This window comes from Streptomyces sp. NPDC093149 (genome assembly GCF_044754145.1).
Taxonomy (GTDB): domain Bacteria; phylum Actinomycetota; class Actinomycetes; order Streptomycetales; family Streptomycetaceae; genus Streptomyces.
The window spans coordinates 574,356-589,821 of record NZ_JBIVON010000001.1 but is presented as its reverse complement, the minus strand read 5'-3'; the positions used below and the strand labels follow the sequence as shown (position 1 = coordinate 589,821).

The window sequence follows — 15,466 nt, the reverse complement described above, 5'->3', positions numbered from 1 at the left end:
GCGTACTCAGCGGCGGTGCTGCGAGTCCGCCACGGTCACCTCGACCCGCTGGAACTCCTTGAGGTCGCTGTACCCCGTCGTCGCCATCGCCCGGCGCAGCGCACCGAAGATGTTCATCGAGCCGTCGGGGGTGTGCGAGGGACCGGTGAGGACCTCCTCGGTCGTGCCGACGGAGCCCAGGTCCACCAGCTTGCCGCGCGGCACGTCCTCGTGGACGGCCTCCATGCCCCAGTGCCGGCCGCGGCCCGGCGCGTCCGTCGCGCGGGCCAGCGGGGAGCCCATCATCACGGCGTCCGCGCCGCAGGCGATGGCCTTGGGCAGGTCGCCGGACCAGCCGACGCCGCCGTCCGCGATCACGTGCACGTACCGGCCGCCGGACTCGTCCATGTAGTCGCGGCGGGCTCCGGCCACATCGGCGACCGCGGTCGCCATCGGGACCTGGATCCCGAAGACGTTGCGCGTGGTGTGCGCGGCGCCGCCGCCGAAGCCGACGAGGACACCGGCCGCACCGGTCCGCATCAGGTGCAGGGCGGCGGTGTACGTGGCGCAGCCGCCGACGATCACCGGGACGTCCAGCTCGTAGATGAACTGCTTGAGGTTGAGCGGCTCGGCCGCACCGGAGACGTGCTCGGCGGAGACCGTCGTACCGCGGATGACGAAGATGTCCACGCCCGCGTCGACGACGGCCTTGGAGAACTGCGCGGTGCGCTGCGGGGAGAGCGCGGCGGCGGTGACGACGCCGGAATCGCGCACCTCCTTGATGCGCTGGCCGATCAGCTCCTCCTGGATGGGGGCGGAGTAGATCTCCTGGAGACGGCGGGTCGCCGACTCGACGGGCATCTCGGCGATCTCGTCGAGCAGCGGCTGCGGGTCGGCGTGCCGGGTCCACAGGCCCTCGAGGTTGAGGACACCGAGGCCGCCCAGCTCACCGATGCGGATCGCGGTCTGCGGGGAGACCACGGAGTCCATGGGAGCCGCCAGGAACGGCAGCTCGAAACGGTAGGCGTCGATCTGCCAGGCGATCGAGACCTCCTTCGGGTCGCGGGTACGGCGGCTCGGAACGACGGCGATGTCGTCGAATGCGTACGCCCGGCGGCCGCGCTTGCCGCGCCCGATCTCGATCTCAGTCACGATGGTGTGGCCTTTCCCTCTATGTCTGCGCTGTCCAGTATCCCCGACACACGGCTGAGGGGCGGTCCCGGGAACCCCGGGCCGCCCCTCAGCTGCGCTGACGTGTTACTTCCTGCTGTAGTTCGGCGCCTCGACCGTCATCTGGATGTCGTGCGGGTGGCTCTCCTTGAGCCCCGCCGAGGTGATCCGGACGAACCGGCCGTTGGCCTGGAGCTCCGGGACGGTGCGCCCGCCGACGTAGAACATCGACTGGCGCAGGCCGCCGGTGAGCTGGTGCACGACCGCCGAGAGCGGGCCGCGGTAGGGGACCTGGCCCTCGATGCCCTCGGGGACCAGCTTCTCGTCGGAGGCGACGCCCTCCTGGAAGTAACGGTCCTTCGAGAACGACTTGCGGTCGCCACGGGTCTGCATCGCGGCGAGCGAACCCATGCCGCGGTACGACTTGAACTGCTTGCCGTTGATGAAGAGCAGCTCGCCCGGGGACTCCTCGCAGCCCGCCAGCAGCGAGCCGAGCATCACGGTGTCCGCGCCGGCCACCAGGGCCTTGGCGATGTCGCCGGAGTACTGCAGACCGCCGTCGCCGATGACCGGGACACCGGCCGCCTTGGCGGCGAGCGAGGCCTCGTAGATGGCGGTGACCTGCGGGACACCGATGCCGGCGACGACACGGGTGGTGCAGATGGAGCCGGGACCGACGCCGACCTTGATGCCGTCGGCACCGGCGTCGATCAGCGACTGGGCGCCGTCACGGGTGGCGATGTTGCCGCCGATGACGTCGACGCCGGAGGCGTTCGACTTGATCTTGGCGACCATGTCGCCGACCAGCCGGGAGTGACCGTGGGCGGTGTCGACGACGATGAAGTCGACGCCCGCCTCGATCAGTGCCTGGGCCCGCTCGAAGGCGTCGCCCGCGACACCGACGGCCGCGCCGACCAGCAGCCGGCCTTCCTTGTCCTTCGCGGCGTTCGGGTACTTCTCGGCCTTGACGAAGTCCTTGACGGTGATGAGGCCCTTGAGGACCCCCGCCTCGTCGACCAGCGGAAGCTTCTCGATCTTGTGGCGGCGCAGCAGTTCCATGGCGTCCACGCCGGAGATGCCGACCTTGCCGGTGACCAGCGGCATCGGCGTCATGACCTCGCGCACCTGGCGCGTACGGTCCGACTCGAAGGCCATGTCACGGTTGGTGACGATGCCGAGCAGCTTGCCCGCGGCGTCGGTGACCGGGACGCCGCTGATGCGGAACTTGGCGCACAGCTCGTCGGCGTCGCGCAGCGTCGCGTCCGGGTGCACCGTGATCGGGTCGGTCACCATGCCGGACTCGGAGCGCTTGACCAGGTCGACCTGGTTGGCCTGGTCGGCGATGGAGAGATTGCGGTGCAGCACACCGGCGCCACCCTGCCGGGCCATGGCGATCGCCATGCGGGCCTCGGTGACCTTGTCCATCGCGGCGGAGAGGAGCGGGATGTTCACCCGCACGTTCTTGGAGATGTACGAGGAGGTGTCGATCTGGTCGGGCGCCATGTCGGACGCGCCGGGCAGCAGCAGCACGTCGTCGTATGTCAGCCCGAGCGTCGCGAATTTCTCGGGCACTCCGTCGACGTTTGCAGTCATGACACCTTCCCCAAATGGCCTTGATCGGTGCGGATGTCCATGCTAACGGCCTTCGGGGGTGTCTCATTCCACGAGCAAGATCACCTAGAGGTTCTGTAGCTTCGTACGGACGGCGGCGGTGAGCCGGCTCACTGCTCCGCGAGGGCCCGCAGCCTGCTCAGCGCCCGGTGCTGGGCGACCCGGACCGCGCCCGGCGACATCCCGAGCATCTGTCCGGTCTCCTCGGCGGTCAGGCCGACCGCGACCCGCAGAACGAGCAGCTCACGCTGGTTGTCCGGGAGGTTGGCGAGAAGCTTCTTGGCCCAGGCGGCATCGCTGCTGAGCAGGGCGCGCTCCTCGGGCCCGAGCGAATCGTCGGGGCGCTCGGGCATCTCGTCGGAGGGCACGGCCGTCGATCCCGGGTGGCGCATGGCGGCCCGCTGGAGATCGGCGACCTTGTGGCCCGCGATGGCGAAGACGAAGGCTTCGAAGGGCCTGCCGGTGTCCTTGTAGCGCGGCAGCGCCATCAGCACCGCGACACAGACCTCCTGCGCCAGGTCCTCCACGAAGTGGCGAGCATCACCGGGCAGCCGGTTCAGCCGGGACCTGCAGTAGCGCAGCGCGAGGGGGTGGACATGGGCCAGCAGGTCGTGCGTGGCCTGCGCGTCCCCCTCGACAGCACGGTGCACCAGTGCACCGATCACCGTCGTCTCGTCGTCGCGCATCGGACCATGGTGCCTCGGAGCCTCGTCTTCCGCTCCGCCGCCTCCGTAGTTGTGCACCGAAGCGTTATGAGCGGGTGCGCCGGAAGTCATGTCCTGCGCCCTCCCCTTCCGCTCGACCGAATCGTTCCCGAGGAACTCCACGCCTCAAGGATGCGGCATCGGCCCGGAAGCGTCACATACCGTCGGCGCGGAGCGCACCACCGGCGGAGCGGAGCCTGCCCCGCGCACGTCGGCCACCCCGCCCCGTCCGCCGGTGGGCGGACGGGGAACCGCACGACTGCCGGCCATGACAGAGCCTCAGCGGACCAGGCCCCAGCGGAAGCCGAGCGCGACGGCGTGCGCCCGGTCCGAGGCACCGAGTTTCTTGAACAGACGCCTGGCGTGCGTCTTCACCGTGTCCTCGGAGAGGAAGAGTTCACGGCCGATCTCGGCGTTCGAGCGGCCATGGCTCATCCCTTCGAGCACCTGGATCTCACGCGCCGTGAGCGTCGGCGCCGCACCCATCTCGGCCGACCGCAGCCGACGTGGGGCGAGCCGCCACGTCGGATCGGCCAGCGCCTGGGTGACGGTGGCCCTCAGCTCCGCGCGGGAGGCGTCCTTGTGCAGATATCCGCGGGCCCCGGCGGCGACGGCGAGCGCGACACCGTCCAGGTCCTCGGCGACGGTCAGCATGATGATCCTGGCGCCGGGATCGGCGGAGAGCAGCCGCCGGACCGTCTCCACACCCCCCAGACCGGGCATGCGTACGTCCATCAGAATCAGATCCGAACGGTCGGCGCCCCAGCGGCGGAGAACTTCCTCGCCGTTGGCCGCCGTCGTCACACGCTCGACGCCGGGCACGGTCGCGACCGCGCGACGAAGCGCTTCTCGGGCAAGCGGGGAGTCGTCGCAGACGAGGACGGATGTCATGACCGTCCTCCGCAGCTGATGCGCGTCACCTTGAGCCTCCAGGCTGTTACAAGTCGTCACCTGAGCGGTTGACGCTCTCGGACATCTGCCCGATCGCTTTTTCTGTCAACCGCCTCCGCCCTCTCAACGATGGTCACTCGAAAGAGTTACGGGTCGGACGGCCGGGTTCGGCACTCTACGTGAGGACGCGTGCACACAGGAGAGCGGCGCGGATCATCCAACAGTCAACCGAAACTCCACATCAAGATATGCCCCATTTAGCGGGTTTTCTTCCCTTTTGCTGGTGTCTGTGGCTAGATTCGCAATCAGTCATATTTACATCTACTTACACCGTAGATGTAAATGTCATGGACACGGTCACCAATGGACGACAACGACGATTCCGACGCAGCATGGTTTCGAGGGGACAAGCAATGGCAGATTTCTCCCGCCTTCCCGGACCCAACGCCGATCTGTGGGACTGGCAACTGTTGGCGGCCTGCCGCGGGGTCGACAGCTCGCTGTTCTTCCACCCGGAGGGTGAACGCGGGGCGGCACGGAGCGCCCGCGAGAACTCGGCAAAAGAGGTCTGTATGCGATGCCCGGTACGTGCCGAGTGCGCGGCCCACGCACTCGCGGTACGAGAGCCCTACGGAGTGTGGGGCGGACTGACCGAGGACGAACGCGAGGAGCTCATGGGACGGGCCCGCAATCGTCTGATCGCGGCGGCGCCGTCGGGCGTTCCGTCCCCGACGGGGCACGGTTGATCCCGCCCACCCCGCCCGGTAACTAGAAAAACGTTTCCGCATCTCACCCGGCCACCGAGGGGGGCCGGGTCACAGGCAGGCCCCCTCAGCGGGCGGCCGCCAGGGACAGCCGGTCCAGGGTGGCCGCCACCGCCGGCACCTGGGCCAGGTCGGGCAGGGTCAGGGCGACGATCTCGCGCTCGATGGCCGGTTCCACCGTCACCGTGCGGGCCCCCTTGGGACGCACCGACTCGATCGCCAGCTCCGGCAGCACGGCCACTCCCAGTCCGGCGCCGACGAGACCGACGACCGCCGGGTAGTCGTCGGTGGCGAAATCGATCCGGGGCGTGAAGCCGGACTCCTCGCAGACCTCCACCAGCTGACGGCGGCAGCGCGGGCAGCCCGCGATCCACGACTCCTCGGCCAGTTCGGCGATGCCGACCGCGGCCGAACCGGACAGCCGGTGCCCCTCGGGGACCAGGCCGATCAGCCGGTCGGTGAGCAGCGGGCGCACGACCAGGTCGTCCCACTCGGCGCCGGGGACGCCGTAGCGGAACGCCAGCGCGATGTCGCAGTCGCCCTCGCGCAGCATCTCGACCGAGCGCGGCGGCTCGGCCTCGACCAGGGAGACCCGGGTGCCGGGGTGGGCCGCGCGCAGCGCCGCGAGGGCGCCGGGGACCAGGGTGGAGCTGCCGCTGGGAAAGGACACCAGCCGGACCCGGCCGGCCCGCAGTCCGGCGATCGCGGCGACCTCCTCCTCGGCGGCGGTGAGCCCGGCGAGGATGCCGGAGGCGTGCCGGACCAGGGCCTCGCCCGCCTGGGTGAGCCGCATCTCGCGTCCCGTGCGGATCAGCAGAGTGGTCCCCGCGGAGGCCTCCAGCGCCTTCATCTGCTGGCTGACCGCGGGCTGGGTGCAGCCCAGTTCACGGGCTGCGGCGGAGAACGAGCCGGTGGCGGCCACGGCGCGCAGGACACGGAGATGACGGGCTTCGATCACCCTTCAACCATAAGCCGCTCTTGGGTCGGATGCGAATTATTGCCGTGCATCTTTGGGGCTGACATGGTCACGGCCGGGTGCACGACAGGGAGTGGATCGGCGAGCGGCGTCATGCGGCTTCGGATCCGAGGCGGAGGAGGGAGGCGACGCGGAGCGTCGTCGACCGACGACGACGCCGGAGGCCAAGTCGCATGACGCCGGGAGCCCGCTCGCCATCGTGCACCAGGCCGTTAGCGTTTCCCGTATGAAGCCGATGAAGTTGCTCACCGTGAACGTGGGACGGCCGAAGTCCGTCGACTACACCGACGCCCCCGGCGGCGCGACCGGGATCGACAAGCGGCCGGTCGACGGCCCCGTACGTGTCACCGACCCCGGCCCCAAGGGCACCGGCGGCAGCGGACTGGCCGGGGACGCGGTGTGCGATCTGCGTCATCACGGCGGCTCCGACCAGGCCGTGTACGCCTTCGCCCGTGAGGAACTCGACGCCTGGGAGCGGGAGCTCGGCCGGCCGCTGCCCAATGGCGCGTTCGGCGAGAACCTGACGACCAGCGGGCTGGACGTGAGCGGCGCGAAGATCGGCGAGCGTTGGCGGATCGGCCCTGAACTGGTGCTGGAGGTCGCGTCGAGCCGGATCCCGTGCCGTACGTTCGCCGCTCATCTCGACGAGCGGGGCTGGGTCAAGCGGTTCACACGGGCGGCCGCCCCCGGCGCGTACCTGCGGGTCGTCGAGCCGGGCTCGATCCGGGCCGGGGACCCGGTCGAGATCGTGCACCGGCCCGGCCACGACGTCACCGTGGACCTGGAGTTCCAGGCCACGACGACGCGGCGCGAGCTGCTCCCGGAGCTGCTCGCGGCGCGCGACGCGCTGCATCCCGAGACGCTGAGTGCCGCGCTCAAGTATGTGGAGAAGATGGAGAAGGAGGCGGCGGGCGCCTGATCGCGGAGGGTGCGCGGGGGGTCGGTGCCTGTCCGGCCGTGATCCGTCGGACAGGCACTAACGTGCCGCTCATGACGACTGCACTGATTACGGGCGCGACCGCGGGGATCGGAGCCGCCTTCGCGCGGCGGCTGGCGGCCGACGGGCACAACCTGGTGCTGGTGGCACGCGACACCGAACGGCTGCGCGAGCAGGCGACGGAGCTGCACGACCGGCACGGCATCGAGGCCGAGGTGCTCCGGGCCGACCTGTCCGAGGACAAGGGCATCGCGGCGGTCGAGGACCGCTTGACGGACCGTCACCACCCCGTCGACCTGCTGGTCAACAACGCCGGGTTCGGCAACAAGGGGCGCTATCTGGACGTGCCCATGGCCGATGAGCTGAAGATGCTGAAGGTGCACTGCGAGGCGGTGCTGCGACTGACCTCGGCGGCGGCGGCCCAGATGCGGGAGCGCGGGCGGGGCGGGGTCGTCAACGTGGCCTCGGTGGCGGCGTTCGTGCCGCGCGGCACGTACGGCGCGTCCAAGGCGTGGGTCGTGCAGTTCACCCAGGGCGCGGCGAAGGATTTGGCGGATTCGGGGGTGCGGCTGATGGCGCTGTGCCCCGGTTTCGTACGGACGGAGTTCCACCAGCGGGCCGGGATGGGGACCGGCAACATCCCCGGCTGGATGTGGCTCGACGCGGACAAGCTCGTGGCGGCGGCCCTGGTGGACCTGGCGCGCGGCAGGTCGGTCTCGGTGCCGGACCCGCGGTACAAGGCGCTGATGGGGCTCGTGAAGCTGACGCCGCGCGGCCTGCTCGGAGGGGTCACCTCCAAGACAGGCCGCAAGTACGGTCCTCGATGAGCGGTCGGTTACGGCCTGGTGCACGACAGGGAGTGGATCGGCGAGCGGCGTCATGCGGTTTCGGATCCGAGGCGGAGAAGGGAGGCGACGCGGAGCGTCGTCGCCCGACGACGACGCCGGAGGCCAAGTCGCATGACGCCGGGAGCCCGCTCGCCATCGTGCACCAGGCCGTTAGCGCACTCCCCGGCCCGCGTAGGCGCCGATGTTGGGGGCGCCGGGCTTCAGCTCGTTGCCGAAGTAGTCCTTGCCGCCGTTGTTCTCGATGACGGCTCCGGCGGCGAGGGCGGGCGAGCCCGCGCCGAGCCGGAAGTCCGTGCGGAGCTTCGGGTCGGCCGTGATGCCGCCGGGGTCGGGGCGCGTCATGTCGATGCCGTAGAAGGCGTTGTGGTCGAAGGAGAGCCCGGCCGTCGGGTTCTTGAAGGCGTAGCCGCCGGTGCCCTCGCTCACGAACACGTTGTTCCGGACGGACAGTTCGTGCTGGGTGGTGGCCGGACTGCCGGCGTCGTCCTGGACGAGGTAGCCGGGGATCTGCTCCTTGTTGTGGAAGGTGTTGTTGTAGATCTCCGTGCCGAGGATCGGGCCCCAGCAGTTCTGGATCAGGCGGGCGCCGTCGTCGCGGCTGACGTTGTAACGGGCGACCGTGCCGATGGTCTTCGCGCCGCTGTACGGGCAGATCAGCAGGAAACCGCCCTTGTTGTCGTGGCTGTAGTTGTACTGGAAGACCGTGTTCTGCGAGGCGCCGTCGGCGTCGAAGGACATCCCGTCGTGGGTGTTCCCGCCGCCCGAGACCTCGTTGTACTCGACGGTCGTGTCGTCGGTGTTGAAGGTCCAGATGCCCGCGTTGGCGGAGGGCGAGCGGAGCTGGAAGCCGTCGACCCGGTTGTGGTCGACGCGGGCGCCGCTGGTGGTGTCGAGCTTCATGCCGTCGCCGGCCAGGGACTTCAGTGTGTTGTGGTGGATACGGACATCGGTGCTCGGCGTCCACTCCCCCGGGTAGACGTTCGGGTCCTGCTGCTGGCCGACCAGATCGCGCTTGGAGAAGGTCGACTTGAAGTAGATGCCCTCGCGGTCGACGTCCTCGATGCGGTTGTGCCCGATGTCCAGGCCGTCGTACCAGCTGGCCTTCGCCGTGCCCTGGACCGCGATGTGGATCGCGCTGGAGCCGGACACCGTCTTGTAGTCGCCGCCGCGCACATCGTGGATGTAGAGGCCGGAGATGTCGAAGCCGCGGGCGACGCCGTAGTCGGTGAGGCGGAGGCGGACGCCGTTGCGCTCGCTGCCGGGGTCGGCGGCGTTGGTGATCTCCAGATCCTTGAGGTGCACGTACTGCGTGTTGGAGAGCAGGACGACATCGTGGGCGCCCGCTCCGTCGAGCCTGGCGCGGGCCGGGCCGTTCCCGTAGTCGGCGATGGTGAACGGGGCACGGGCGGAGCCGGTGCCCTCGGGGGCGAGGGTGCCGGTACAGGTGGCGCCGCGCTTGAAGAGCAGCCGGTCGCCGGGGCCGTAGGTGTGCGCGTTGGCCTCGGCGAGCGTGGTCCAGGGGTGCTGCTTGCTGCCGGTGGCGCCGGCCGGCGCGGCGGCGCAGTCGACATGGAAGGTGCGGCCGGCGGGCGCGGCCTGTGCGGCGCTCTGACCGGCGACGGTCAGCCCGGCGGCGGCCGTCAGGGCCGCGAGCGCCGCGGCGGTGACGCGATGTCTCACAATTCCTCCGTACGAACAGTCAGGGGCGGGACGAGTCGGCATCGCCGGAATCCTGGACTCGGATTGATCGAACGTCAATGGATTGCGTTTGAATGATCGAAACTCCCATCGTTCGATCACGTTGCTCTAGGGTCGGAGAAGGGCCCCGGCAACGGCCGGACCGGGGACCGGGCCACACACTGCGAGGGGACTGCTGCCGTGCGCGAAAGTGCTGCTGAACGACATGACCGTCTGCTGGGACTGGTACGGGAACGGGGCTCCGCCCGGGTCTCGGACCTGGCCTCGCAGCTGGGCGTCTCGCCCGTCACCGTGCGCCGGGACGTGGAGGAGCTGGCCGGCCGGGGTCTGCTCGACCGGGTCCACGGCTCGGTCTCCTGGCCGCAGGACGCCGCCCCCGCGTCCGCCGCGGGGCCCGGCGGCAGCGGCATGGTCCTCGGCATGCTCGCGCCCTCGTCGACGTACTACTTCGCCGAGGTCATCCGCGGGGCCCACGAGGCGGCCGCCCGCGCCGGGGCCCGGCTGATCCTGCGGATCTCCGACTACCGGCCGCAGGAGGACCAGGCCCGCACCGAGGGCCTGCTCTCCGCCGGGGCGGAGGGCCTGCTGGTCGCCCCGGGCTGGCAGCACCCCGGCGATCCCGCGGCATTCGGCGACTGGATCGCCTCGCTGCCGGTGCCGACCGTCCTGCTGGAGCGCAGGCCCACCGCGGGCTCCCCGCTGGACGGCCTGGACCGGGTCTGCTCGGACCACGCGCACGGGGTGCTGCTCGCCGTACGCCACCTGGTGGACCTCGGGCACGGGGCGCCGCTGCTGATGGCCCGCGCGGACTCCCCGACCGCCGTCGCGGTGCGGTCCGGGTACGCGGAGGCCCTGGCCCTGCTCGGACTGGACGCACCGCAGGACGTGATCGAGTCCGTACCGGCGGAACTCGCTCCGGACGCCTTCGAGCAGGCCGTGCAGGCACTGCGCGAGGCGGTCCGCTCGGGCGTGGCGACGGCGGCGCTGATCCACAACGACGTGGACGCGATCCAGGTCGTGCAGCGCCTGGCCGAACTGGGTGTACGGGTGCCGGACGATCTGGCGCTGATCGCCTACGACGACGAGGTGGCCGCGCTCGCGGACACCCCGCTCACGGCGGTGGCGCCACCCAAGCGCGACGTGGGCCGCCATGCCACGGAACTGCTGGTCGAGCGGCTCGGACAGGACACGGGCGCACCCCGGCGCCATCTGACGCTGCTGCCGCAGCTGCGGGTCCGGGACTCGTGCGGGGCGCGCCTCCCGTAGGCCGCGCCCCACGGGCGCGGGCGGCGACGGCGATCCCGGAACGAGCCCCGGAGCCGACGTTCCCGCGGTGCCCGCGAACCGCTCACGCAGGGCATTCCACCCACTTCCGTACGCAACTTATCTGATCTTTTTTCGATCAATCGCTCTTTCGCTCTTGACTTCGGTCACGGCTGGTCCAAGGATCACGGCCAACGCCAATGTCGTCGCCTGTTCAGGAGCCTCGCTGTGAGCCGCAGTTCGAGCAGAACGTCCCTCGCCGTAGTCGGCGCCGCCACCGCCCTCGCCGTTCTCACGGCCTGTGGCGGCAGCGGCGACGGCGATGCCGCCGCCGGAAGCGACGGCAAGCCCGTCAGCATCACCTTCTGGGGCTGGGCCAAGGGGTCCAAGGAGGTCGTCGACGCGTTCAACGCCTCGCACAAGGACATCAAGGTGGTGTACGAGGAGATCCCGTCCGGCAACGCGGGCGGCTACGCCAAGATCTCCAACGCGGTGAAGGCGGGCAACGCGCCGGACCTGGTCTCCATCGAGTACCCGCAGCTCCCGGAGTACGTCAGCCAGGGCGCGCTCCAGGACATCGGCCAGTACTTCACCGAGGACATCCGGAAGAAGCTGCTGCCGCAGGCGGTCGAACTGACCACGCTCGGCGGCAAGAACTGGGCCGTCCCGTTCGACGCCTCCCCGCAGTCCTTCTACTACCGCAAGGACCTGTTCGAGAAGTACGGCGTCGAGGTCCCCAAGACCTGGGCCGACTTCCGCAAGGCTGCCGAGAAGGTGAAGAAGGCCGACAAGAACGCCCGCATCGGCACCTTCTTCCCCGACGACCCGACCACGTTCCAGGCGATGGCCTGGCAGGCGGGCGCCCAGTGGTACAAGCCCGAGGGCGACACCTGGAAGGTGACCACGGCCGACGCGGCCACCGACAAGGTCGCCGACTACTGGCAGGGCCTGCTCGACGACGACCTGATCCGCGCCAACGCCTCGTTCAGCCCCGAGTGGACCAACTCGCTCAAGAACGGCGGCACCGTCGGCTACCTCGGCGCCGCCTGGGGCGCGGGCGTCCTCAAGGGAACGCTGCCCGAGCAGAGCGGCAAGTGGGCCGTCGCCCCGATGCCCAGCTGGGACGGCAAGCCCGCCAGCGGCATGCTCGGCGGCTCCACCTTCGCGGTGACGAAGACCAGCAAGAAGGCCGAGGCCGCGGTCGAGTTCGCCACCTGGATGTCGACCACCGAGGAAGGCATCAAGGCCCGTATCGAGTCAGGCACTTCGAGTGCCTTCCCGGCCGCGGCGGCGCTGCGCCCGGTGGCGAAGAAGGCCTTCGACGCGGACTTCTACGGCGGCGAGGACATCTACCAGGTGTTCGAGGGCGCCGCCGCGTCCATCGGCCCGAACTGGAACTGGGGCCCGACGACCGGCACCACGAACACCACCATGAAGGACCAGTTCGGCAAGGTCGCCAGTGGCGGCACCACGATCAAGGACGCGGTGAAGGCCGGGCACGACGCCACGGTCGCCGAGCTGAAGAAGCGCGGTCTGAAGGTCGAGGACGCAGGCTGATGAAGCGCGCCCGGACGACCAGAGCCGCCGCCATCCTGCTGGGGCCCTTCTTCGTACTGTTCACCGTGGCCATGGTGCTGCCGATCGGATACGCGGTCTGGCTCAGCCTGTTCACCGAGAAACAGTCCGGCCTGGGCTTCGGCGGCACCGAGACCGTCTTCAGCGGACTCGACAACTACACGGCGGCCCTGGGCGACCGGGCGTTCCGCGAGGGCTTCGGCGTACTCCTCGGGTACTGCCTGTTCTACATTCCGCTGCTGCTCATCGGGGCCCTCGCCCTCGCCCTGCTGCTGGACTCCGCGCTGGCCCGCGCCCGCAGGTTCTTCCAGCTCGCGCTCTTCCTGCCGCACGCAGTGCCCGGCATCATCGCCGCGCTGATCTGGGTCTACCTCTACACACCCCAGCTCAGCCCCGTGGTCAGCGCCATGGAGTCCGGCGGAATCGGCTTCGACTTCTTCTCTCCCGAGGGCGCCCTCCCCTCCGTCGTCAACATCGCCCTGTGGGAATGGCTCGGCTACAACATGGTGATCTTCTACGCCGCGTTGCAGGCCATCGACCGCTCCGTGCTCGAAGCGGCCACGGTCGACGGGGCCGGTGCCTGGCGCGTCGCGCTCAGCATCAAGGTGCCGCTGATCCGCGCCTCGGTCGTGATGGTCGCGCTGTTCACGGTCATCGGCTCGCTCCAGCTGTTCACCGAGCCGCTGATCCTCAACAAGGGAACCGGCTCCGCCGTCTCCTCCACCTGGACGCCGAACATGTACGCCTACACCGCGGCCTTCGAACGCAACGACTACGGTCTCGCCGCGGCCGCCTCCATCCTGCTGGCGCTCACGGCCGCGCTGCTGTCCTTCGTCGTCACCCGCTTCACCGGCCGGAAGGGCAAGAAAGCATGAACTCCCCCGCCTCCCGCGGCCGCTGGATGTCGAAGACCGCGGTCAACGGCTTCCTTCTGCTCGCCGTCGTCTACATGCTCTTCCCCCTCGTCTGGCTGGTCACCGCCGCCACGAAGGACACCGGCGGTCTGCTCGCGGGCAACGCGTTCTCCTTCGAGGGCTTCAACCTCGGCGAGAACCTGTCGAACCTGGCCTCCTACGGCGACGGCATCTACTTCCGCTGGTACCTCAACAGCCTCCTCTACGCGGGCGGCGGGGCGATCGTCTGCTCGCTGATCTGCGTCGCCGCGGGGTACGCCTTCGACAAGTACGAATTCCGGGGCAAGGAGAAGCTGTTCGGCCTCGTGCTGATGGGCGTGCTCGTCCCCACCACGGCGCTCGCCCTGCCGATGTATCTCCTGGCCTCCAAGACCGGCCTGGTCAACACCTACTGGTCCGTGCTGATCCCGGTGCTGGTCAACCCGTTCGGCGTGTATCTCGCCCGGGTGTTCAGCACCGGCTACATACCGAACGAGGCCCTGGAGGCCGCCCGTATCGACGGTGCCGGCGAGCTGCGCGTCTTCTGGTCCATCGGGCTGCGCATGGTCATGCCGGGCTTCGTGACCGTCTTCCTCTTCCAGTTCACCGCGATCTGGAACAACTTCTTCCTCCCCCTCGTGATGCTCTCGGACCGCAAGCTCTTCCCGCTGAGCCTCGGTCTGTACTCCTGGAACACCAACACCCATGGCGAGCCGAGCTTCTATCCGCTCGTCGTCACCGGCTCGCTCCTCGCCGTCATCCCCCTGATCGTCGCCTTCGTCTCGCTGCAGCGGCACTGGAAGGCCGGTCTGACCGCCGGCAGCGTCAAGTGACCACCGCGCGAGCCCTGAGGAGTACGAGTTCCACCATGCCCCACGCCACTGACAACCGGCCGACGGCCCTGCTCGCGATGGGCCCCGGCGTCGCCGACCGCCTGCTCGCCGACCACCATCGCACCCGGCTGGCCGCCCTCACCCGCACCGACCCGTACCTCGTCGCCCACGACCTGGCCGATCCGACGCCCGAGGTGGCCGCCGCGCTCGCCGAGGCCGAGGTGCTGTTCACCTGCTGGGGTGCGACTCCGCTCACCACCGAGGTGCTGTCGGCCGCACCCCGGCTGCGCGCCGTGGTGCACGCGGCGGGTTCCGTGAAGCACCACATCACCGACGCCTGCTGGGAGCGCGGGCTCGCCGTCACCACGGCGGCCGGGGCCAACGCGCTGCCCGTCGCCGAGTTCACCCTCGCCGCGATCCTCTTCGCGGGCAAGCGGGTCCTGCACTCCGCGGACCGCTACCGCACCCTGCGCGCCGACCACGACTGGCTCGCGGAACTCGACGGCTGGGGCAACTACCGCCGTACGGTCGGCATCATCGGCGCCTCCCGCATCGGCCGGCGCGTGATCGAGCTGCTGCGCCCCTTCGACCTGGACGTCCTGCTGTACGACCCGTACGTGGACGGTCCGGAGGCGGCGCGGCTCGGTGTACGGCTCACCTCGCTCGACGAGCTGTGCGCGAGCAGTTCGGTCGTTTCGGTGCACGCGCCGCAGCTTCCTCAGACGCGCCATCTCATCGGCGCGGCCCAGCTGGCGGCCATGGCGACCGGGACGACCCTGATCAACACGGCGCGGGGTTCGCTGGTCGACGAGGAGGCGCTGCTGCCCGAGCTGACGTCCGGTCGGCTGCACGCGGTGCTGGATGTGACGGAACCCGAACTCCCGCCCGCGCACTCGCCGTTGTACGACCTGCCGAATGTACTGCTCACACCGCATGTCGCGGGTTCGCTGGGCGACGAGCTGCACCGGATGGCCGACCAGGCGCTGGACGAGACGGAGCGGTACGTACGGGGTCTGCCCTTCGCGGACCCGGTGCTGCCGGAGGCGCTGCCGCACTCGGCCTGACGCGGGCTCCGCCCCCGCCCGCATCTCCCCTGCGGCGTCCCCGGCCCGAGGGCGCCGCACATACCGAGGCCCGGTACCCCGCGACGGGGTACCGGGCCTCGGTGCCGGGTGGCGCTACACGCTGGTGCCCCTCCCGGCAGTGTTTGCCCCGTCGCGCCGCCCAGCACGCACGCTCGCGGCGTTGGCCAAAAGTCCTGGTAGCTCCGCTACAAGGACTTCCGACCGCCTTGCCGTCGCACGCACTGGACGACACTCCTCAC

Annotated in this window: 14 protein-coding genes; 8 read left to right on the top strand and 6 right to left on the bottom strand. The window is 69.9% G+C overall.

Annotation, left to right across the window (positions count from 1 at the left end; all coding sequences use genetic code 11):
* Positions 1-6: 6 nt before the first annotated feature.
* From ACIQCZ_RS02925 to ACIQCZ_RS02910, 4 genes are all read right to left on the bottom strand, one after another.
* A complete protein-coding gene (locus ACIQCZ_RS02925) occupies positions 7-1,131 on the bottom strand; it encodes a GuaB3 family IMP dehydrogenase-related protein (protein WP_072486665.1) in 1,125 nt (374 codons plus the stop codon).
* Between the two features lie 105 nt (positions 1,132-1,236).
* Complete coding sequence (guaB, locus tag ACIQCZ_RS02920; protein WP_376279161.1) at positions 1,237-2,742, bottom strand: IMP dehydrogenase; 1,506 nt, start codon at positions 2,740-2,742, stop codon at positions 1,237-1,239.
* A gap of 128 nt (positions 2,743-2,870) precedes the next feature.
* Entirely contained in the window at positions 2,871-3,446 is a 576-nt protein-coding gene (locus ACIQCZ_RS02915) for a sigma-70 family RNA polymerase sigma factor (protein WP_093893485.1), read from the bottom strand.
* Between the two features lie 297 nt (positions 3,447-3,743).
* Positions 3,744-4,355, bottom strand: a complete 612-nt coding sequence (locus tag ACIQCZ_RS02910; RefSeq protein ID WP_003948568.1) for a response regulator transcription factor — start codon at positions 4,353-4,355, stop codon at positions 3,744-3,746.
* Between the two features lie 413 nt (positions 4,356-4,768).
* Here ACIQCZ_RS02910 and ACIQCZ_RS02905 point away from each other — a divergent pair, with 413 nt between their 5' ends.
* Complete coding sequence (locus ACIQCZ_RS02905; protein WP_351074519.1) at positions 4,769-5,101, top strand: WhiB family transcriptional regulator; 333 nt, start codon at positions 4,769-4,771, stop codon at positions 5,099-5,101.
* An 85-nt stretch (positions 5,102-5,186) separates the two neighbouring features.
* Here the strand turns inward: ACIQCZ_RS02905 and ACIQCZ_RS02900 are convergent, their stop codons facing one another.
* Positions 5,187-6,077, bottom strand: a complete 891-nt coding sequence (locus tag ACIQCZ_RS02900; RefSeq protein ID WP_351074521.1) for a LysR family transcriptional regulator — start codon at positions 6,075-6,077, stop codon at positions 5,187-5,189.
* Positions 6,078-6,330: 253 nt separating this feature from the next.
* Between ACIQCZ_RS02900 and ACIQCZ_RS02895 the strand changes: the two genes are divergently transcribed.
* Entirely contained in the window at positions 6,331-7,014 is a 684-nt protein-coding gene (locus ACIQCZ_RS02895; RefSeq protein WP_402280197.1) for an MOSC domain-containing protein, read from the top strand.
* A 71-nt stretch (positions 7,015-7,085) separates the two neighbouring features.
* Positions 7,086-7,859, top strand: coding sequence for an SDR family NAD(P)-dependent oxidoreductase (locus tag ACIQCZ_RS02890; protein WP_402279013.1), 774 nt, complete (start codon positions 7,086-7,088; stop codon positions 7,857-7,859).
* A gap of 171 nt (positions 7,860-8,030) precedes the next feature.
* On the opposite strand, the gene ACIQCZ_RS02885 is transcribed toward ACIQCZ_RS02890, so the two are convergent.
* Positions 8,031-9,560 (bottom strand): hypothetical protein, encoded by a 1,530-nt coding sequence (locus ACIQCZ_RS02885; protein ID WP_402279011.1) that lies wholly within the window; start codon positions 9,558-9,560, stop codon positions 8,031-8,033.
* 198 nt (positions 9,561-9,758) lie between these two features.
* Here ACIQCZ_RS02885 and ACIQCZ_RS02880 point away from each other — a divergent pair, with 198 nt between their 5' ends.
* The 5 genes from ACIQCZ_RS02880 (at position 9,759) to ACIQCZ_RS02860 (ending at position 15,206) form a co-directional block, all read left to right on the top strand.
* Positions 9,759-10,844 carry a substrate-binding domain-containing protein gene (locus ACIQCZ_RS02880; RefSeq protein WP_402279009.1) on the top strand — a complete coding sequence of 362 codons (1,086 nt, stop codon included), beginning with the start codon at positions 9,759-9,761 and terminating at the stop codon, positions 10,842-10,844.
* A 225-nt stretch (positions 10,845-11,069) separates the two neighbouring features.
* Positions 11,070-12,398 carry an ABC transporter substrate-binding protein gene (locus ACIQCZ_RS02875; protein WP_402279007.1) on the top strand — a complete coding sequence of 443 codons (1,329 nt, stop codon included), beginning with the start codon at positions 11,070-11,072 and terminating at the stop codon, positions 12,396-12,398.
* Positions 12,398-13,291, top strand: coding sequence for a carbohydrate ABC transporter permease (locus ACIQCZ_RS02870; RefSeq protein WP_266358671.1), 894 nt, complete (start codon positions 12,398-12,400; stop codon positions 13,289-13,291). The genes ACIQCZ_RS02875 and ACIQCZ_RS02870 overlap by 1 nt, the downstream gene beginning before the upstream one ends.
* On the top strand, positions 13,288-14,142 hold the full coding sequence (locus ACIQCZ_RS02865) for a carbohydrate ABC transporter permease (RefSeq protein ID WP_376222237.1): 855 nt from the start codon (positions 13,288-13,290) through the stop codon (positions 14,140-14,142). Before ACIQCZ_RS02870 ends, ACIQCZ_RS02865 begins: the two co-directional genes overlap by 4 nt.
* A gap of 35 nt (positions 14,143-14,177) precedes the next feature.
* Entirely contained in the window at positions 14,178-15,206 is a 1,029-nt protein-coding gene (locus ACIQCZ_RS02860) for a hydroxyacid dehydrogenase (RefSeq protein ID WP_402279005.1), read from the top strand.
* Positions 15,207-15,466: the final 260 nt, after the last annotated feature.